General features: G+C 31.3%; 14 protein-coding genes and 2 pseudogenes. 15 read left to right on the top strand and 1 reads right to left on the bottom strand.

Annotation, left to right across the window (positions count from 1 at the left end; genetic code table 11):
- The first annotated feature begins 478 nt into the window (after window positions 1-478).
- The 3 genes and pseudogenes from RCG18_RS02440 to holA all read left to right on the top strand — a co-directional run bounded on the left by RCG18_RS02440 (window position 479) and on the right by holA (window position 5,961).
- A complete protein-coding gene (locus tag RCG18_RS02440) occupies window positions 479-3,076 on the top strand; it encodes an HAD-IC family P-type ATPase (protein WP_308039852.1) in 2,598 nt (865 codons plus the stop codon).
- 43 nt (window positions 3,077-3,119) lie between these two features.
- The gene (locus tag RCG18_RS02435; RefSeq protein WP_308039851.1) at window positions 3,120-4,901 is read left to right on the top strand and encodes a ComEC/Rec2 family competence protein; all 1,782 of its coding nucleotides are present in this window, start codon (window positions 3,120-3,122) and stop codon (window positions 4,899-4,901) included.
- 62 nt (window positions 4,902-4,963) lie between these two features.
- Window positions 4,964-5,961 (top strand): annotated as a pseudogene (holA, locus tag RCG18_RS28945) (DNA polymerase III subunit delta).
- A 63-nt stretch (window positions 5,962-6,024) separates the two neighbouring features.
- Here holA and rpsT read toward each other — a convergent pair.
- Window positions 6,025-6,291, bottom strand: coding sequence for a 30S ribosomal protein S20 (gene rpsT, locus RCG18_RS02420; RefSeq protein WP_308039848.1), 267 nt, complete (start codon window positions 6,289-6,291; stop codon window positions 6,025-6,027).
- Between the two features lie 299 nt (window positions 6,292-6,590).
- Here rpsT and gpr point away from each other — a divergent pair, with 299 nt between their 5' ends.
- The 12 genes and pseudogenes from gpr (at window position 6,591) to mtaB (ending at window position 21,268) form a co-directional block, all read left to right on the top strand.
- A complete protein-coding gene (gene gpr / locus RCG18_RS02415) occupies window positions 6,591-7,565 on the top strand; it encodes a GPR endopeptidase (RefSeq protein ID WP_308039847.1) in 975 nt (324 codons plus the stop codon).
- 109 nt (window positions 7,566-7,674) lie between these two features.
- On the top strand, window positions 7,675-8,757 hold the full coding sequence (locus RCG18_RS02410; protein WP_374119023.1) for a stage II sporulation protein P: 1,083 nt from the start codon (window positions 7,675-7,677) through the stop codon (window positions 8,755-8,757).
- Between the two features lie 281 nt (window positions 8,758-9,038).
- The gene (locus tag RCG18_RS02405) at window positions 9,039-9,389 is read left to right on the top strand and encodes a hypothetical protein (protein WP_308039846.1); all 351 of its coding nucleotides are present in this window, start codon (window positions 9,039-9,041) and stop codon (window positions 9,387-9,389) included.
- A gap of 130 nt (window positions 9,390-9,519) precedes the next feature.
- Window positions 9,520-11,328: a translation elongation factor 4 gene (lepA, locus tag RCG18_RS02400; RefSeq protein WP_308039845.1), complete on the top strand. Its 1,809-nt coding sequence runs from the start codon at window positions 9,520-9,522 to the stop codon at window positions 11,326-11,328.
- Window positions 11,329-11,372: 44 nt separating this feature from the next.
- Window positions 11,373-12,502: pseudogene (gene hemW / locus RCG18_RS02395) on the top strand (radical SAM family heme chaperone HemW).
- A 255-nt stretch (window positions 12,503-12,757) separates the two neighbouring features.
- Window positions 12,758-13,795 carry a heat-inducible transcriptional repressor HrcA gene (gene hrcA / locus RCG18_RS02390; RefSeq protein ID WP_308039844.1) on the top strand — a complete coding sequence of 346 codons (1,038 nt, stop codon included), beginning with the start codon at window positions 12,758-12,760 and terminating at the stop codon, window positions 13,793-13,795.
- Window positions 13,796-13,843: 48 nt separating this feature from the next.
- On the top strand, window positions 13,844-14,455 hold the full coding sequence (gene grpE / locus RCG18_RS02385; protein ID WP_308041949.1) for a nucleotide exchange factor GrpE: 612 nt from the start codon (window positions 13,844-13,846) through the stop codon (window positions 14,453-14,455).
- A 123-nt stretch (window positions 14,456-14,578) separates the two neighbouring features.
- The gene (gene dnaK, locus RCG18_RS02380; RefSeq protein ID WP_211141155.1) at window positions 14,579-16,435 is read left to right on the top strand and encodes a molecular chaperone DnaK; all 1,857 of its coding nucleotides are present in this window, start codon (window positions 14,579-14,581) and stop codon (window positions 16,433-16,435) included.
- A 297-nt stretch (window positions 16,436-16,732) separates the two neighbouring features.
- Entirely contained in the window at window positions 16,733-17,863 is a 1,131-nt protein-coding gene (dnaJ, locus tag RCG18_RS02375) for a molecular chaperone DnaJ (protein WP_308039843.1), read from the top strand.
- Between the two features lie 225 nt (window positions 17,864-18,088).
- Entirely contained in the window at window positions 18,089-19,024 is a 936-nt protein-coding gene (gene prmA, locus RCG18_RS02370) for a 50S ribosomal protein L11 methyltransferase (RefSeq protein ID WP_308039841.1), read from the top strand.
- A gap of 21 nt (window positions 19,025-19,045) precedes the next feature.
- Window positions 19,046-19,804, top strand: a complete 759-nt coding sequence (locus tag RCG18_RS02365; RefSeq protein WP_308039840.1) for a 16S rRNA (uracil(1498)-N(3))-methyltransferase — start codon at window positions 19,046-19,048, stop codon at window positions 19,802-19,804.
- A gap of 162 nt (window positions 19,805-19,966) precedes the next feature.
- Complete coding sequence (gene mtaB / locus RCG18_RS02360) at window positions 19,967-21,268, top strand: tRNA (N(6)-L-threonylcarbamoyladenosine(37)-C(2))-methylthiotransferase MtaB (RefSeq protein WP_308039839.1); 1,302 nt, start codon at window positions 19,967-19,969, stop codon at window positions 21,266-21,268.
- Window positions 21,269-21,303 lie beyond the last annotated feature (35 nt).

Genomic DNA, 21,303 nt, shown 5'->3' with positions numbered 1-21,303 from the left:
ATTAATTATTTATTGATGCATTTTTTAGAAAAAAGATTTTAATAAAAATAAAAATGTCGAAAAGTCAATGACAATATTTTATAAATGTTTTTAACAAGCAGACAAAATGTATAAAAATTACTATAATTTTTATACTAAAAATTTAAAATCTAATATATTGTGCGAATCATGTGGTTTATAGTCTAAGATAGGAATAAGTAAAATTATTATTTTATTTTAAAGTCTTATAATATTAGCACGACTATTAGAAGTGATATAAATCCAATATAGCTATTGTTTAGTTATATAAGTCTGTAAATATATTTAAAGTTACAATTATTACCTCTAAGCAGACGTTCAAAATCTCTAATTTTGGGATGATTGCTTAAACAGAGAACTCAAGTCTTTGATTTGAAATGAATCACTTACTCAGCGAGTACTCATTCGAGACTATAGAGAAGGAGTTTCATTTATTAATAAAATAGAAAGGTGAAAGTGTATGATTCAGTGGTATAGATCCTCGTGGAGTGAAATAGTAAAACTTCTAGAGAGTAATATCTATTCCGGATTAGACGGAGATGATATAAATATCAAGAGAGAAAAGTATGGTGGGAATAAAATTCTTATACCAAAGACCAAAAGTTTATACTGGATAATTATCAATCAGATAAAAGAACCTTGGGTACTTATGCTGAGTGTATGCTTAATTGTTTTTTTATACTTTGCTCAGTTTATATTAGCAGGCATAATGCTGCTAGTTATAATGATGAGTATACTACCCATATCCTTAGATAAATATAATAACGAAAAAAACATTAAAGAACTAGAAAGTTTAAATATTGGCTATGCAAGGGTAGTGAGGGATGGTAGAACTTTTAAGATACCTACTGAAGAATTAGTTATAGGTGATATTGTTATTGTAGGGCAAGGAGAAGGGGTTCCAGCTGACCTACGAGTTATTGAAAGTGAGGATTTAAAAGTAAATGAAACTTCTGTTACTGGAGAGAAATATATAGCAGAGAAATATGAGACAAAAATAGAAGACAAAGAAATAACATTATCTGATATGAAAAATATACTTTTTAAGTCCTCTTTTGTTGTTGGAGGTAGTGGTACTGGTATAGTAATTGCCACAGGTATGAATACTCAAATAGCTAATATGGTAAAGCTTTTCTTTTCAGAAGAGAATAAGAGTACAGAAGTTGGGAAAAAGGTGCATGAAATTATTAATTATTTCTGTGTGTTTATAATAGCGGCTTTAGTAATAAATATATCTCTAGAAATAGTTAGTAAAGAAAATATAAAGCAAATGATTTATACTTCTGCTGAGTTCATTTTGAATTCTGTGCCACAAGGCATTGTAATTATTTTAAGTGTAGTCTCATTATTCTTATTAAAAAAGATGAAGAAAAATTCTATTGAATTTAAAGATTTATCTATTATAGAAAAATTATCTTCAATATCAGTTATTTGTACTGACAAGGTAGGATCCTTTTCAAAAAATAAGATGGAAGTTGCAAAGATATTTACTAATGGGAATTTTATAGATGTTATCAGCGATGTAGTAAGTGGCAGCTCAAATGAAGGGGATATTGAAAATCTACAAAGAATGTTGCATATAGGATTACTTTGTAATGACACACAAGTAAGTACTGGAAAGTTAATAAGTCCTAAAGAAGATTTAATGGAAGCGGCAATTATTAAATTTGCTATGATGAATGGGTTAGATAAAAGAAGTTTAGATAGACAGCATAAAAGAGTTTTATATATTCCTTTTGATAATGATAGAAAGATATTAACCACAATAAACTCTGTAGATGAAAATTATAGAGCTAATATTAAAGGTTCTGTAGATTCTATAATAAATAAATGTACACACATAATGAAGAATGGCGTGGAATTAGATATAACAGAAGATGAAATAAATGCAATAAGAAGCGCAGGGGTTAGCATGTCTGCTAAATGTTTATCAGTTGTAGGATTTGCCTATAGGAATTTTAACTATGAGCCCAGTGTTAAAGAAAATATTGAAAGCAATTTAGTGTTTGTGGGATTGATAGGATTTGAGAACATGTTGAAGAGTGAGGCAATAGACTCTATTGCCAGAAGTGAGATGTTAAATATCAAGCCTGTTATTATTACTGATGATAATAAGCTTACTGCTTTTGCTATAGGTAAAAAGATGAAGTTAGTATCAAAGGTGAATGAGATAATATCGGGAGTAGAGATTGACAATATGCCAAGTGATGAATTTGACAGAATAGGAGATAAAATAGGAATCTTTTCAAAGATAAATTCCAAACATAAGGTTAAGATACTAAAAGCACTAAAAAGTTATGGACATACTACTGCTATAATTGGTTCTAAATTAATTGATTTACCAGCTTTAAGAGTATCTGACATAGGAATTACAACTTCAACTAGTAAAATGGTTAAAAAGTTATCAGATATTATTCTAAAGGATATTGGATTTATGCATATTTTAGATATGCTTGAAGATTCAAGAAGAATAATTAATCTAATAAAAAAAATTATTCTCTATATTATAAGTTGTGCAACTGCTATGCTTATATTTACTTCATTAGTGTTTTTGCGGAAATATAATATTCCATTAATGTATATAGAGAGTTTTTGGTTTCACAATATATTAATAATCATATCCAGCATGGCTTTAGCAATTCAGTATAAATATGAGGATGTTAAATGTGCCGATTATAAATTAGATAAAGATATTATAAAAGAGAATAAACCTTTTGTAATTTTTAATGGGTCAATAATGGGAATAGGAGCATTTATAGTGCTTATGTTAACATACAGCAAGGGGATAGCATTTGCTCAAGCAGCATCTTTTACTGCATTAAATTTGAGTGCTGTATTTTTTACTCTTAGCTTCTCTAAGATGAAGTTGTTCCGAAATAAATTCTCGAATTTAATTTTAGGTTTAAACTTGCTTTTGCAGTTCGGAATAATGGTGTTAATGGGAGGTTTACATGTAATTTTAAGTGTAGACTATTGGAAAATTACATTGGCTATTTTGGCCGTATGTATTGTAATTTCGCTATTTAATAAATTAGGCAAAGAACAATATTATGATTAAGCCACCTGTTGTTTGGTAAATATTATAATAGGTGGTGATATATATGAAAAGACCTCTTATTTATTATTCTATCTCAGTTTTTATTGGATGTGCTTCTTCAATGATGTTGTATGAAAATGCTCTCATAGGTGCAGTAATCACTGCATCTTTTTTTGCTATTCTTTTCTTTACATTAGATGAAAAATTTTTTATTATAAATATATTTTTCTTTGCTATAGGAATTTTTAGCTTTACTATATACTTCAACATAAAGGTTCCGAGTACTATAGAAGTTAGAATGACTGAAAATAAGGGATATTATTATGTAAGTAGCTATAAAGGAAGAAAGATGCTATTAAATGGGAAGGTAAGTAAAATTAAAGAAGGAGAAAGAATAAAGATTTATGGAACTTTTAAAAATGATAGGGATTTCTCTAGAGGAGTTATAGGAAACTATAAAGTAGATAGATATGATATTTGTAAAAAGGATTATGTGTACTATTTGTATGAAATAAAAAGAAATATTTATACGCAGTATAAAGAAATATTAGGGGATGAGAGATCTGCTTTAGTGTTGGCTCTCTGTTATGGTGATACAGGATATTTGACTAAAGATCAGAAAAATGAGTTTCTAAAAATGGGAGTGTTTCACGCTGTCAGTGTATCTGGATTTCATATGGCAATTATATACAAGGTATTGGAGCTTGTTATTGGGTTAAAATTTGCAATTTTAGTATCTTTTATTTATATACTTTTCACAGGAATGCAAGCTTCAACTGTAAGAGCTTTTATAATGATAATTATATTCAAATTTTCTAAAATGTTTTTTAAAAATTATGATAATCTATCATCCTTAGCGTTGGCAGCTCTTATACTGCTTGTAATTAAACCCTACTATATCATAGATGTTGGCTTTATGCTATCTTTCCTGGCTACCCTTGGGATTATCTTATATTATAAAAAAATTCTAAGAACAGTATATAGACTACCTCAAAAGTTAAACGAGAGTTTAAGCATAACATTGAGTTCTCAAATATTTTCTGTACCCTATACAGCATTTAATGTTCAAAACTTTAGCGGTGGATTTATATTAGGAAATATTTTTTTACTTCCGATGTACTCCGTGATAGTTATATTAGGAAATTTGGCGTTATTATTTTGCTCTATTCCTGTAATGTTTAGATTTTTAAACAGTGGATTAAATTTTATGTTAACTGCTATAGAAGGTGCGAATTATTTAATTCTAAAATTTTGTCCCCCTATAAGTTATTTAACATATTTAGATGGTTTTGCTTTAATCTTAATTTATTTAAGTTTTATTTTATATAGGCATGGTTATAAAAAAATTAAATACTTGCCAGCATTTATATTGATATTAATATTATTTCAAAGTTACAGTTTTGTACCTCAAATATATCACATTAGCTTTTCTGAAGGGGAAGGAGTAGTTATAAAGTACAAAACTACTAAAGCTATGGTATGCAGCTATAGCCAATCTTCAGTTAAGGAGGTAATTAATATAAAGGAAAAAATGAATGTAGAGAAAATTTTTACTAACCCTAAGCGAAATTTTAAAATTGCTATTGACGGAAGTTTTCAACTAGAGGCGATGTGCTATGGTGAAGATAACACTTTTAATACGATTATAAGTAATAAAAATAAAAAGTTCGTTTTTATCAACAATAATATGAAAAAAGAAGCTTTAAGTGTATTTAGAAGCTATGATGCTATAAAATTGCCACAAAGGTCATTAGAAAATAATTCTCAAAATAATAAAGTGGACATTAGTGAAGACAACATATCTTTATATGTTATAATATTCAATAGAATAGTTAGAGTGTATTAATAATGAGGTGTATTTAAGTGATAGATGTAGCTACTTTTCATCAAAATATAAAGAAAAATATTATGAATAATTGTTATGTATTATGTGGTAATGATGAACAGACTATAAAAGAATGTGTTAAGTCTCTAGTAAGTAAGTTTGTAGATAAAGATTTTATGGATTTAAACTACATGGAGTTTGATGGTAATTCTTTAGAAAGCTTTGAGCCTGTGATAAATGCATGTCAAACACTTCCTTTCATGAGCGACAAAAAGGTCGTTTTAGTATATAGAGCCTCTTTCATAGAGGATGATAAGGGAGAAAACAGTAAGATTTCCGCAGATAAAGCTTTTAACAGTTTTTGTGAGTATATAGGCACAATACCAGATCATTGCATACTTATAATTTATGATGTGTTTAAGGGAAAAAGAGATAAGCCGGGAAAGCGAATAAATAAACTTAGCAAGAGTGCTTGCACAGTAAAAGTTGACAAACTAAAAGGTCAACAGTTAGAGAATAAGATAAAAGTTTTTTTGAAAATAGAGATAAACAAATAGGGCGTATTGAATTAAAAGCTTTTTGCAGCATAATGGACGAAAATAATTTGAGTGTAGTTGAAAATGAAGTTGAGAAACTCTGCTGCTTTACAGACGGGAGAGATATAACTAAGGAAGATATCAAAGCTTTATTTCTAAAAAGTAGTGATGATGACATTTTTGATTTAGTGAATCCAATTTCAAATAAAAAATTGAAAGAAGCTCTTGAAGTACTAAATGAGCTTATATACAGGGGTGAAAAAACAAATCACATACTGAATATGATTGAGAGACAATTTACTTTGCTATTTAAAGTAAAACTGGGGGTTAATGCTAAAAAAAGTAAAGAAACTATTATGAAAGAGGTCAATGTAAGATCAGATTATGCTTTTGATATGCTTTTATCTCAAGGGAAAAAGTTCACTTTAAGACAGCTTCAACATGCTATTGAGCTTTGTATAAATGCTGAGCAGAAGATGAAGACCTCAACAGTTGATGAAAAAACAGAGTTGGAATTATTAATCGTAAATGCTATAGCAGGATAACTTATATAATTAAACAATAAAAAACAAAAATAAATAACCGGTTGTAAAAAACCGGTTTATTTATTAAGCAGTTATGCTATTTAATTTTGCTGCTAATCTTGACTTACTTCTTGCTGCCTTATTTTTATGTATGATTCCTTTTGATGCAGCCATATCTAGAGATTTAACAGCAGCTACAAAAGTAGTTTTTGCTTGCTCAGCGTTTCCACTTCCTACAGCAGCTAAGTATTTCTTTATAGCAGTTTTTAATGCTGATTTAATCATTTTGTTTCTAAGAGTTTTAGTTTCTGTAACTCTTATTCTCTTCTTTGCTGATTTTATATTTGCCATATTTTCACCCCCTTATAATTTTATAGGGCCTCAACAGCTTGGGGAAATTTGCTAATGAGTCTCGTTTATTCAACAAATGATATTATATCATTAATTTTTCAGTACTTCAAGTGTTTTTTAGAGCATAATTGACAACATTCACTATGAGGCATAATCAAAGAAATAATAGACCAGTATTCTCGAATCTTTGGTCTATTATTTCTTTTCATATGCCTGAATTCAGAAATAAGAATATGAACGAAAAATAAGGAAAAACTAATAATGGAGAATTAAAAAATGAGTTAAAGGGATGTGAAATTATGTTTAGTATTAGGACAGATTTAGCTGTTGAAGCAAAGGAGATATATGAGAAGCAGAATAGTGAAGATATATCAGGAGTGGAAGTAGATGAGCGCAAAGAAGGGGAAATAAAAATAACTAGTGTTAAGATAATAAATGATATTGGTGAAAGAATGATGAGAAAGCCTAAAGGTACATACATAACTATAGATATGCCTAGATTTACTCATTATGATGCTGATACAATGGACGAAGTAAGTAGAGTTCTTGGAGAGAGCTTATCAAATATGGTTAAACTTGATGATAGCATGACTGCACTTGTAGTTGGTCTAGGAAATTGGAATATAACACCTGATGCTTTAGGTCCTAAAGTTATTTCAAAGCTTATGGTAACAAGACACTTAAAGCAGCTTATACCAGATCAAATAGATGAAGATATAAGACCAGTGTGCGCCATAGCACCAGGAGTTTTAGGACTTACAGGAATTGAAACAGGAGAGATTATAAAGGGGGTTGTAGATAAAATAAAGCCTAATTTAATAATATGTATAGACGCCTTAGCTTCAAGAAAAATAGAAAGGGTAAATTCAACTATACAGGTTGGAAATACTGGAATATCACCTGGCTCAGGAGTAGGTAATAGAAGAATGGAATTAAGTGAGCAAACTTTAGGTATACCAGTTATAGCTATAGGAGTGCCAACTGTTGTAGATGCTGCTACTATGGCTAATGACACGATAGATATGGTTTTAGATCAAATGATAAAGCAAGCAGAAAAGGGTGGAGAATTCTATAATATGTTAAAGTCTTTAGGCAAGGAAGAAAAGTATGCAATGATTAAGGAGATACTAGACCCTTATGTTGGAAATCTTATGGTTACTCCAAAAGAAGTTGATTTGGTTATAGATTCTGTTTCAAAAGTAATAGCTAATGGGATAAACATAGCTCTTCAACCAGCTTTAGATCTAGAAGACATAAACAGATTTTTAACTTAAGTTATAAATTATAGTCCCTTCTCATATAATTTAATATCACGAAAGCGTGAAAAACTTAGACTACATGAGAGGGGGGAACTGCTTTGAGTTTTTTCATAGCAGTGAAGAAGTGAATTACAAAAGAATGAGTAGCAAAAAGGATTTCAAACTTAGGACATTTATATTAATGGTAACGACAATTATGGTTATTATTTTGCCCTGTGTGGTAAAAGCCAATTCTTATGGTAGCAGTATTAATAGAAATATGTTTTTTGTTCAAATACTAAACTATACTATGCCAGTTGTTAAGGCTACCTCCTTTAGTGAAGAAGATATGGCTGAAAATGGTTTTACAATTGAACAATCGGTATTAGGTATGGTTGGCTTAAATTTAAATAATCCTATGTCGGTACTAGGCAAAGAGTTATCATTTATAAATATAGATAACTCTGGAGGAAAAGATAAGCTAAATGTAGATTTTAATCATTTTAAGTTAGATGATAAACAAATTGCAAGAGATAACGAAAAAGCAAACCCAGATGCAAATAGCGATTTGAACCTAGAAAATAAATCAGTTAGTGTATATGATCCAAAACTTAAGAAGACTTTAAATACCGATAAACCTGAAGTTTTAATATATCATACTCATACCACTGAAAGTTATAAACCAGGAGATGCTATTAGTTCTGATAATAGTCAAAATGTTTGTGCTGTTGGTGATGCTTTAGTGAGTGAGTTACAGTCAAATTACGGAATATCGGCAATTAATGACACAACCGTTCATGATGCTGAAGCCTATACCCAAAGTTATGCGAGATCAGTAGTAACTCTAGATAAGTATTTGAAAAAGTATAAGGACTTTAAGCTAATAATAGACTTGCATAGGGATTCTGTAGGTGATAATAAGAAGGCTGTTACCACTAAAATGAACGGAGAAAATGTAGCTAAAATAAGTCTTGTAATGGCAAAAAAGAATCCTCACTTTGACAAAAATATGGTACTAGCTAATAAAATAATAGAAAGTTGCAATAAAAATTTTCCTGGTTTTTACAAAGATACGGTTTATTACAACTATGGAACTAGATACTTTAATCAAGATAGAAGTAATAACGCTATTTTAATAGAGGTGGGAGCGGATATTAATACCACTAACGAAGCAAAGGCCTCCACAAAATATTTAGCTAGAGCAATAGCTGAAGCTCTAAATAAGTAGTACTTTGATTTGTAATATAAAAATTTCGCTACATAAGTCACTATGCTCACTCGGACCAACTTAAAGTTCTAAGGTTCTCTTAAAACCCTTCACTAAGACTGGCACAAAGTTTTTAAATCTACTTCAGCTTTGAAAACATATCCCTCTGTATAAGCTAACGATCTAGTTACTTTTCCTATAAAAACTATGTCGCATATTTTTTAAAAAGTGAATAAAAGTATTAAAATGGTACATCCTTAAGATAACGAGGTATAAATTGTTATAAGGGGGTGTATTTTTTTATGAAAACTAGAGTTAGAAATATTATATTAGTATTATCAATATCTCTAGTTATAGTACTTTATGGCTTCATAGTAATAAGTGATAGCTTACCTAAGTTTATAAAAGATAGATCTACTTTTAAAATAAGCTATAATATGTCGCCTTTTGATTTTAGAATGGATATTAGTGAATACTCCTTTTACATAAATAATAAAGTAGCTGCTAATATAAAAAAGGGCTCTGTAGAATTATTAAATAATATAGAGAGCAAGGTTTATAATAGCACCTCTGGTATCATAAATAGAACTTCTGAGGTATTTAAAAGTGTAGAGGAAAAAATAAATGGCGCTTTACAAAATAAAGTCAGGTAATATACTTTTCTCCATACTAACCTTGTGTTATAATTTACTATGATTATTTATACTACTAAAAGTATGAGAAAGATTTGCATAAAAGTGCAAATCTTTTAAATTGTTAACTAGTAATGGAGGGTAAAACGGTATGCAGAGCGAAAGACAAAAGCGTATAAGAAATTTTTCTATTGTTGCTCACATAGATCACGGAAAGTCAACACTTGCAGATAGATTAATACAGAAAACAGGTACCCTTACTGAAAGAGAGATGGATGAGCAGGTACTTGATAATATGGATCTTGAAAAAGAAAGAGGAATAACAATAAAATCACAGGCAGTAAGACTTGTTTATAAAAGACCTAATGGTGAAGAGTATATTCTAAACCTAATAGATACCCCAGGACATGTAGATTTTAACTATGAAGTTTCAAGAAGCTTAGCTGCTTGTGAAGGTGCGATATTGGTAGTAGATGCTACTCAGGGGATACAGGCTCAAACTTTAGCAAACTGTTATTTAGCATTGGATCATGATTTGGAAGTAGTGCCAGTAATAAATAAAATAGATCTACCTAGTGCAAGACCGGAAGAGGTAAAACAGGAAATAGAGGATATAATAGGTTTAGAAGCACATGATGCACCATTAGTTTCAGCTAAAACTGGAATTAATATTGAAGATGTACTTGAGGCTGTGGTATTGAAAGTGCCTGCACCAGAGGGTGATGAAGAAGCATCATTAAGAGCTCTTATTTTTGACTCATACTATGACAGTTATAAGGGTGTAGTATGTCATGTAAGAGTTAAAGAGGGAACGATAAAACCAGGAACAGAAATAAAACTAATGGCATCGGGCAAAGTGTATGAGGTTACAGAAACAGGGATATTTGTACCAAGATATATGTCTGTTCCAGAGTTAAAAGCAGGTGATGTTGGATATTTCACTGCTTCTATAAAAAATGTTAGAGATGCTCGTGTTGGTGATACAGTAACAGAAGCTAAAAGACCAGCAAAGGAAGCATTAGCAGGATATAGACCAGCAATACCTATGGTATACAGTGGTATTTATCCAGTAGACGGAGCAAAATATGGTGAATTAAAAGAAGCGCTTGAAAAGCTTCAAGTAAATGATGCAGCTCTCTCCTTCGAGCCAGAAACTTCTATAGCATTAGGTTTTGGATTTAGATGCGGATTTTTAGGTCTATTACACATGGATGTAATTCAAGAGAGAATAGAAAGAGAATTTAATTTAGATATTATAACTACAGCCCCATCTGTTATATACAAGATAGGAAAAACTGATGGTACTGTTATAGAACTTACCAACCCAACAAATCTTCCAGATACTACAGAAATAAAATACATGGAGGAGCCAATTGTTAAAGCATCTATAATTACGCCATCGGATTATGTTGGACCAGTTATGGATTTAGCTCAAAATAGACGTGGAATATTCAAGGATATGCAGTATATAGATACTACCAGAGTAAGCTTGAACTATGAAATTCCATTAAATGAAATAATATATGATTTTTTTGATGCTTTAAAGTCAAGGTCAAGAGGATATGCTTCTTTAGACTATGAATTAGCAGGATATAAACCAGCTAAACTTGTAAAGCTTGATATACTTTTAAATGGAGATGTAGTAGATGCTTTATCTATGATAGTTCCAGATGAAAGAGCCTATGCAAGAGGAAGAGCTATAGCGGAAAAGTTAAAGGAAATTATTCCAAGACAAATGTTTGAAATACCTATTCAGGCTGCAGTTGGCGGAAAGGTTATCGCAAGAGAAACTGTTAAAGCAATGAGAAAAGACGTTTTAGCAAAATGCTATGGTGGAGATATATCAAGAAAGAAAAAGCTTCTTGAGAAACAAAAAGAAGGAAAGAAGAGAATGAGACAGGTTGGAAGCGTAGAAGTTCCACAAGAAGCATTTATGGCGGTTCTCAAGACAGAAGAATAAGAGTGTAAAATTTAAAATATCTAAGATATTGGAGGGACTTAATAATGTTAAAGAATAAAGAAATAGCATTATATATTCACATCCCCTTCTGTAAACAAAAATGTTTATATTGTGATTTTCCCTCTTTTGCGGTAAAGAAGAATTTATGATCGAATATTCTAGAGCTTTAGAGAAAGACATAGATAGCATAAGTGATAGAGTTATAAAGACAATATTTATAGGTGGGGGAACTCCCACCTATTTGTCTTTAGATGCATGGACTAATATAAAGAAGGCTATTGATAAGCTTAATAAAGCTGAGAATTTAGAATTTACTGTGGAGGGTAACCCAGGTACTTTTACAGAGGAGAAACTTAAATTTTTAAGGGAAATGGGAGTTAACAGGCTAAGTATAGGATTACAGTCATGGCAAAATAGAATATTAAAAAAGATTGGAAGAATACACAGTACTGATGAATTTATAGAAGCATATGAACTTGCAAGGAAAATGGGTTTTAATAATATAAATGTGGATTTAATGTTTGGTCTTCCAGATCAGAATATGAATGACTTACAAAACACATTGGAAAGTGTTGTGAGATTAAATCCGGAACATGTTTCTTGTTACAGTCTTATTATAGAAGAAAATACACCTTTTCATAAAATGTATGAGGAAGATAAACTTAATCTTCCAAGTGAAGAATTGGAAAGGGAAATGTATAGGCATATAGTAAGCTTCTTAAGACAACAAGGATATCATCAGTATGAAATTTCTAATTTCTCAAAGCCAAAGAGAGAATGTGTTCATAATCTAGTTTATTGGAATTTAGAAGAATACGTAGGCTGTGGCGTGGCTTCTCATTCATATGTAGATGGTTTGAGGTATAGAAAAACTGAAAATATAGAAGAATATATTAGAGATGTCCGTATGAATAGAAATTTAAAACTTGATATGCATAAAAACTCCTTAAAGGATGAAACGGAGGAATTTATGTTTATGGGCCTCAGAAAAATAGATGGAATTTCTATAATTGGCTTTTCTGAGAGATTTCAGAAAGATATTTACTCTGTATATGGAGAAATAATAAAGAAGCATATAAATAATCAAATGCTCATTAAGAAAGATGACAGATTATTTTTAAGCGAAAGAGGTCTTGAGCTTTCTAATAGTATAATGTGTGACTTTATTCAATAATTAACGTATTAGGCTACCTTAATTTTAAAGAAATAAGGCTAAAATTGTGATATATCAACAAAAAATATAAATATGACTAGAAATCACGAGCAAAATGGAGAAATTATATAATTATTTATTTAAAATTCGATAAATCATTTTATTTGATTATATAATGCAATTTATACAACATTGACAAATAAAATTATGAGTGATATTTTTTAATCATAGTGATTAGCACTCAACACTAATGAGTGCTAACAAAGAGGTGATATTATGGAAATGGATGAAAGAAAAATAAAAATACTTCAGGCTATTATTAATGATTATATAATGACTGCTGAGCCTGTGGGATCCAGAACCATAGCTAAAAAGTATGACTTAGGGATAAGTTCAGCCACCATAAGAAATGAAATGGCAGATCTTGAAGACATGGGGTATCTTGAACAGCCTCATAGTTCAGCGGGAAGAAGACCATCAAATAAAGGTTATAGATTATATGTGGATAAGTTAATGAAAATTCCTAAGTTAACTCCAGAAGAAGAATACATTATAAAAAATCAAATTTTAGCTAATGCATTATTCGAGGTAAATACGATAATTAAACAAGCTACAGCGCTTCTATCTGGGCTTACTAATCTGACATCCATTGTAAAAACACCATCTGTAAGTAAGAGCTATATTAAATATGTTCAGCTTTTAAATATAGACTCTAACAATATATTATTCGTAATAATAACGGATAGCGGTATAATAAAAAATAATGTTGTAAGAGCGGGAAAAACCGTAAGTTCTGATATATTAGCAACATTAAGTAATATATTAAATGCAAGACTAAAAAACTTAAATTGCGAACAAATAAATCTAGAAGTTATAAATAACTTGAAAAAAGATTTAGAAGGATATGAAGATATATTTAATGCTATAATTCCAGTTTTATATGAAAGTTTAAGCAGTGATGATAATGGCGAAATATATATGGAAGGTGCAACTAATATTTTTAATTACCCTGAATACAAAGATATAGAAAAGGCACGTGGATTTCTGTCATTATTGGATAATAAAGATAAAATTAGCGGCTTACTTAACAGTTCTTCAAACATCTCAATTAAAATTGGAACAGAAAGCTTTATAGAAGGTGCAGAAGAATGTAGTGTTGTATCCGCAGTATATAATGTAAAAGACAGACCAGTTGGAGAAATAGGGGTAATTGGTCCTACAAGAATGCCTTATTCAAAGGTGATTTCAGTGTTGGCTAATGTTGTTAGAGAATTAAACTTTATCCTAACAAACATTTATTATGATGATAAATAGAGATAATATCAATCAAGAAAATGCTAGATTGGAGGAGGCGTGTGAATGATTAATGAAGAGGATAAAAAAATAGAAGAAAATGAGTGTATTGATTCATTAGAAAAAGAAGAAAATTTACAAGAAGTTGATAATGCAGAAGAGGTTAATAGCGAAAAAGTCGAAGATGTTGAAACCAACTTTGATGATTTGCTAAGTGGGGTAAAAGAAGAAAATCAAAAACTGTTAGATGAAAATAATAAAATAGAAAATGAAAATGAAGCTCTTAAGGATAGATTAGCAAGATTAAATGCAGAATATGATAATTTTAGAAAGAGAACTTCGAAAGAAAAAGAAGGAATATATACAGATGCATGTGAAGATGTACTAAAGGAAATGCTGCCTGTTCTTGACAACTTAGAGAGAGCTATATCTGTAGAAGGCAGCGCAGAAGATATTAAAAAAGGTATAGAAATTACAATAAAGCAGTTTGGAAGTGCCTTAGAAAAACTAAGTGTTGAAGAAATTTCAAATGAAGGTGAATTTGATCCAAATTTCCACAATGCTGTTATGCACATAGAGGATGACCAATATGGAAAGAATCAAGTAGTTGAGGTTTTCCAAAAAGGATATAAAAGAGGAGATAAGGTTTTAAGATATAGTATGGTTAAGGTTGCTAACTAAGGGGAAATCTTATTTCGCAAGCAATGTGTTTAACTAATATTAACATATTCAATAAAAAAGAAAATTTCTTAAAAATATAAATTTAGAAAGATAAGTACATTTAATACTAGGAGGTAAATTAGTATGGCAAAAGTAATAGGTATTGATTTAGGAACAACTAACTCATGTGTAGCTGTTATGGAGGGTGGAGATCCAGTAGTTATACCAAACGCTGAAGGAGCAAGGACAACTCCATCTGTAGTATCATTTCAAGCAAGTGGAGAAAGATTAGTAGGGCAGGTTGCAAAAAGACAATCAATTACTAATCCAGACAAAACAATAATATCAATAAAAAGACATATGGGAACAAATCATAAAGTAAATATAGATGGAAAAGAATATACACCACAAGAAATATCAGCTATGGTACTTCAAAAAATAAAGGCTGATGCTGAAGCTTATCTTGGTGAAACTGTTACTCAAGCAGTAATAACAGTTCCAGCTTACTTTAATGACAGCCAAAGACAGGCAACAAAAGATGCTGGTAAAATAGCAGGTCTTGAAGTATTAAGAATAATAAATGAGCCAACAGCAGCATCACTTGCTTATGGTATGGATAAGATGGATACTAACCAAAAAATATTTGTATATGACCTTGGTGGCGGTACTTTCGACGTATCAATACTAGAACTTGGTGATGGTGTATTTGAAGTTAAAGCTACAAATGGTGATACGAAGCTTGGTGGAGATGACTTTGACCAAAAAGTTATGGACTATATAGCTGACACTTTTAAAGCTGAAAATGGAATAGACTTAAGAAATGACAAAATGGCACTTCAAAGATTAAAAGAAGCTGCTGAAAAAGCTAAAATAGAACTATCTGCTTCAATGCAAACAAACATAAACCTTCCATTTATAACAGCAGATGCAACTGGTCCAAAGCATATTGATATGAATTTAACTAGAGCTAAATTTAATGAAATAACTCATGACTTAGTACAAAGAACTATCGAACCAATGAGAAAGGCATTAAATGACGCTGGACTTACAATAGACCAAATAGATAAGATTATACTTGTTGGAGGTTCTACAAGAATACCAGCAGTTCAAGATGCTGTTAAAGACTTTACAGGAAAAGATCCTTCAAAGGGAGTTAATCCAGACGAATGTGTTGCAGTAGGAGCTGCTATCCAAGCGGGAGTTTTAACTGGAGATGTTAAAGATGTATTACTTCTTGATGTTACTCCTCTAACACTTGGTATTGAGACTTTAGGAGGAGTTTCTACTTCATTAATCGAAAGAAATACAACTATACCAACAAGAAAGAGTCAAGTCTTCTCAACTGCAGCAGACGGTCAAACATCTGTTGAAATACATGTTGTTCAAGGTGAAAGACAAATGGCTGCTGATAATAAGACTCTTGGAAGATTTACACTTTCAGGTATAGCTCCAGCTCCAAGAGGAATTCCACAAATAGAAGTTACATTTGATATTGATGCTAATGGTATAGTTAACGTATCTGCTAAAGATAAAGGAACAGGAAAAGAAGCTAATATAACAATTACTGCCTCAACTAACTTGAATGATGACGAAATAGAAAAGGCTGTTAAAGAAGCTGAAAAGCATGCAGAGGAAGATAAAAAGAGAAAAGAATCAATAGAAGTTAAGAATAATGCTGATCAAATTGTTTACCAAACTGAAAAGACATTAAAAGAGCTTGGAGACAAAGTGTCAGCAGAAGATAAAGCTAAAATAGAAGATCAAGTAAAGGCTGTTAACGCAGTTAAAGATGGAAATGATTTGGAAGCTATAAAGAAAGCTACTGAAGAGTTAACTCAGACATTCTACGGAATTTCATCAAAATTATATCAAGATGCTAATGCACAGGGTGCAGGTGCAGGCGCAGGCTTTGATCCAAACAACATGGGTGGAGCTAATGCTGGAACAAAGCAAGATGATAATGTAGTAGATGCTGATTTCAAAGTAGAAGATGATAAATAATTATTTCCTCTTCACTCTTTAATAATATGTGTGTATAATGTAAATTGTTAATAATTAAGGGAAGAGTTCATACTCCTCCCTTAATTTAAGTAATAAACAATTTGTAGATATACATCAGTAGGTTAGGCATCTTGAAAAAAATGACTAACCAGTATGATGGGCTATTTTGAGTTGTTATTTTCTTTCAGATGTCTTATGGGAGTTTACAATTCAATTATGGTAATAAGGGTACAATCTTTAGTGAAATTTAAGAAATAATTTTATTTAATCTATTAATTAGGTGGTGAAAAATAAGGGATGGCAAAAAAGGATTATTATGAGATACTTGGGCTGGAAAAAGGCGCAAGCGACGATGAAATTAAAAAGGCATTTAGAAAATTAGCACTAAAATACCATCCAGATAGAAATCCTGATAACAAAGAAGCAGAGGAAAAATTTAAGGAACTAAATGAAGCTTATCAGGTACTGTCAGATCCTCAGAAGAAGGCTCAGTATGATCAGTTTGGAACAACTGATTTCAACGGAGGCGGATTTGAAGGAGGATTTGACTTCTCAGATTTTGGAGGGTTTGGAGATATATTTGATTCCTTCTTTGGTGGTGGATTCTCAGGAGGAGGAAGAAGAAAAAATGGTCCTGAAAGAGGGGCGGACCTTGAGTATACTCTAAACTTAACTTTTGAAGAAGCGATTTTTGGAGTAGAAAAGCAAATAAATATTACGAGAAGTGAGAGTTGTGATAAGTGCGGTGGTACTGGAGCAAAAGCAGGAAGTCATCCGAAAACTTGTGATAAATGTGGTGGAACTGGCCAAGTAAGAACTCAAAGAAATACACCGCTTGGAAGCTTCGTAAGTATGAGTACTTGTGATAAGTGCGCAGGTAAAGGAACTATAATAACAGATCCTTGTAATGAATGTAAGGGCAAAGGAAAAGTAAGAAAACAAAGAAAGATAAAGATAAATGTTCCAGCTGGTGTAGATACAGGAAATGTAATGCCTATGAGAGGTCAGGGAGAACATGGCACGAATGGCGGTCCAGCAGGAGATTTATATGTAAATATTAGAGTTGCTCCTCATGCAACCTTTAAAAGAAAGGGTACTGATATCTACTTCGATACTCACATAAGCTTTGCAAAGGCTTCATTAGGTACAGAAATAAAAGTCCCTACAGTAGATGGAGATGTCAAATATGAGATACCAGCTGGTACTCAACCAGGAACTATATTTAGATTAAAGAGTAAAGGTGTTCCAAGGGTTAACGGACATGGTAGAGGAGATCAATATGTTAATGTAATAGTAGATATACCTAAAAATCTAAACCAAAAGCAAAGAGAAGCTCTAGAAATGTTCATGGAAGCTAGTGGAGAAACTCCAACTGGTGAAGGAAATAAAAAATCTTTCGTAGATAAAATAAAAGATAGTTTTAAATAGCATGAACTTTGTTTCTTCTTAATTCTATTTTAGAAGAAACAAAGTTTTTTTATGATAATATTATATATTGACAGAGACAGGTTATAATTATAAAGTAGATTTGTTAGTAATTATAAAGTAGATTTGTTAGTAATTATAAATGGACAATGAGGAAGGATTTTATTTTCTTACGGAAAAAATCCTTATATGTGAATTGTAAATTATTAAAATTTGTGGAGGTAACTTATGGATAAGGAATGGATAGAGGTTGCGATAGTTACGAGCAGCGAAGCTGTAGAGGCTGTTTCGGGTATACTTTACAATACTGGAGTCAAAGGGGTATCTATAGAGGACCCAGAGGATATAGAATTTAAGAAAAAAAATCCCGGAGATTGGGATTACTTTGATGAAACTTTGCTACTTGTAAAGGATGGTGCAATAGTTAAAGGATATTATAAACAGGATGAACATATGGATGAATACTTGAGATACATAAAGGACAGTATTAATAATTTAGAGCAGTTTGGAATAGATAAAGGCAAAGGATTAATTACAGTATGTAAAGTAAATGAAGAAGATTGGGAAAATAATTGGAAGAAGTATTATAAGCCAGCTAAGATAGGAGAAAAAGTAGTAGTAAAACCTATTTGGGAAAACTATGAAGTTAAAGATGATGAGATTATTGTAGAACTTGATCCAGGAATGGCTTTTGGCACAGGAACTCATGAAACTACAAGAATGTGTATTAAGGCTTTAGAAAAATATGTTAAACCTGAGTCCGTAGTTTTTGATATAGGAACTGGATCAGGAATTCTAGCTATTACAGCAGCAAAGCTTAAAGCAAAGGAAGCAATAGGAGTTGATTTAGATCCAGTAGCTGTAAAATCTGCAGGAGAAAATGTTAAATATAACAACATAGACAATATAAAAATAATGCACGGAAATTTAATGGAAGTAGTTGATGGAAAAGCAGATATAGTTATAGCTAATATAATTGCAGATGTAATAATATTCCTAGCTGAAGAAGTTAAAAAATTCATAGTGACCGGAGGTCTATTTATATCTTCAGGTATTATAAGAGAAAGAAAAGATGACGTAGTAAATAAGCTTGAAGAATGTGGATTTAAAATAGAAGAAGTAAATGTAGATGGAGAATGGGTTTGTATTGTAGCTAAAAACTAGTGGAAAGAGGTTGGTAATGTTATGCATAAGTTCTTTGTTGAAAAGAATAACATAACTGGCGATAGAGCATATATTGAAGGTGATGATGTAAAACATATATATAAGGTTTTACGACTTCATGAAGGTGAAAAAGTTAGCATAAATAACTGTGAAGGCGAAGAATTTTTGGGGATTATAGAGAAAATAGATAAAAAAGAAGTTATTGTAAGCCTAAAAGAAAAATTAGATTTAAATAATGAAAGTCCAGTAGAGATTTACCTATTTCAAGGACTTCCTAAGTCCAGTAAAATGGATTTAATTGTGCAAAAGGCTACAGAACTTGGAGTAAAAGAAATAACTCCTATAATAACTGAGAGAGTTGTAGTTAAAAATGAAATAGGAGAGTTTAAAAAGCTAGATAGATGGGTAAGGATTGCACTTGAAGCTTGTAAACAAAGTAAAAGAAGTATAATACCAAAAATAAATGGTCCCTTAGAATTTCAACAGCTTTTAACACAACTTAAAGAACTTGATTTAATTTTGGTTCCTTATGAAAATGAGGAAGGATATGGAATAAAAAAGGTTGTGAGAGATATAGCTCAAAATAGTATAAATAAAATCGGTATAATAATCGGACCAGAAGGTGGATTTGAAGAAGATGAGATAAATGTTCTAAAAGAATTAGGTGCCTATATAATTACTCTTGGACCTAGAATACTTAGAACAGAAACTGCAGGTTTTGTATGTACATCCTTAATAATGTATGAGCTAGGAGATTTAGGAGGTAAAAGTTCTAAATGAACTTTTACGGGTAACTTGTGATGTGGAAGCGAAAATCTTAAGTTACCCAGTGTTCCGACTAAAAGGAGGTTAAAGCCCTAAATGGGCTTTAACGAGCAATTAGCGAGCGGGAGCGAGTAATCTTAATTGCTCAGTGTTCCGACTAAAGGGAGGAAGAATTTAATGAAGGTCGCTTTTACCACTTTAGGTTGTAGAGTCAATCAGTATGAGACTGAAGCTATGACTGAAAAATTTAAAAAAGAAGGATACGAATTAGTACCTTTCGAAGAGTATGCCGATGTATATGTCATAAATACCTGTACCGTGACAAATATTGGCGATAAAAAATCTAGACAAATGGTAAGCAGAGCAAGAAGAAAAAATGAGGAGGCAGTAATAGCGGTTGTTGGCTGTTATTCACAGATTGCCCCAGAGGAAGTATCTAAAATAGAAGGTGTTGATGTAGTGCTTGGCACTAGAAACAAAGGTGATATAGTATATTGGGTGAATAGAGCAAGGGAAGAACGAGAAAAGATAATTGAGGTTAACGATGTACTTAAAAATAATGTTTTTGAGAATTTAAATATAAGCGAATATCAAGATAAGACGAGAGCGTTTTTAAAAATCCAAGATGGTTGTAATAGATTTTGCTCCTATTGCTTAATTCCATTTGCTAGAGGAGCAGTGTGTAGCAAAGAACCAGAGAAGGTTATTAGCGAGGCTAAAGAGCTGGCAGAACACGGATTTAAAGAAATAATTCTTTCGGGTATACATATAGCTTCATATGGTGCAGACCTAGAAGGAGATTGGAACTTAGTGAAAATACTTCAAGAACTAGATAATGTTGAAGGCATTGAAAGAATAAGAATAGGATCTATTGACCCACAATTCTTTACAGAAGGAACTATAGATAATCTTAGTGAGTTAAAGAAACTCTGTCCACACTTTCATTTATCATTACAAAGTGGTTGTGATGAAACTCTTAAAAGGATGAATAGACGCTATACCACAAAGGAATATAAAGATATAGTTGCAGGTCTAAGAAAAAATATAGAAGATGTTTCTATAACTACAGATATAATAGTTGGTTTTCCAGGAGAAACTGAAGAGGAGTTTAATACCACATATGAATTTTTAAAGAGTATAGAGCTTTCAAAAATGCATGTGTTTAAATATAGCCCAAGAAAAGGCACAAAAGCTGCTGTAATGAAAGAACAGGTAAATGGAAACATAAAAGATGAACGAAGCAGTAAGCTTATCGAATTAGACATGAAACTGGAAGATCAATTTATGAATAAGTTAATTGGAAAGACTATGGATGTTCTGTATGAACAAAAACACAATGGGGAAGAATCCTCCTATGAAGGATACACACCTAATTATATTAAGGTAGTATCAAAAAGTAGTTGTAATGTAGAAGGAAAAATTGTAAGAACTAAGTTAACTGAAGTTAGAAAAGAATTTATAGTAGGAGAGCTAATTTAAAGGAAATATCTGATTAAATTACATTATAAGGCATC

It is taken from the genome of Clostridium sp. OS1-26 (genome assembly GCF_030915445.1).
Lineage (GTDB): Bacteria > Bacillota > Clostridia > Clostridiales > Clostridiaceae > Clostridium_AM.
Note: the sequence above shows the minus strand (reverse complement) of the source record. Positions and strands in the feature narration are given on the sequence as shown.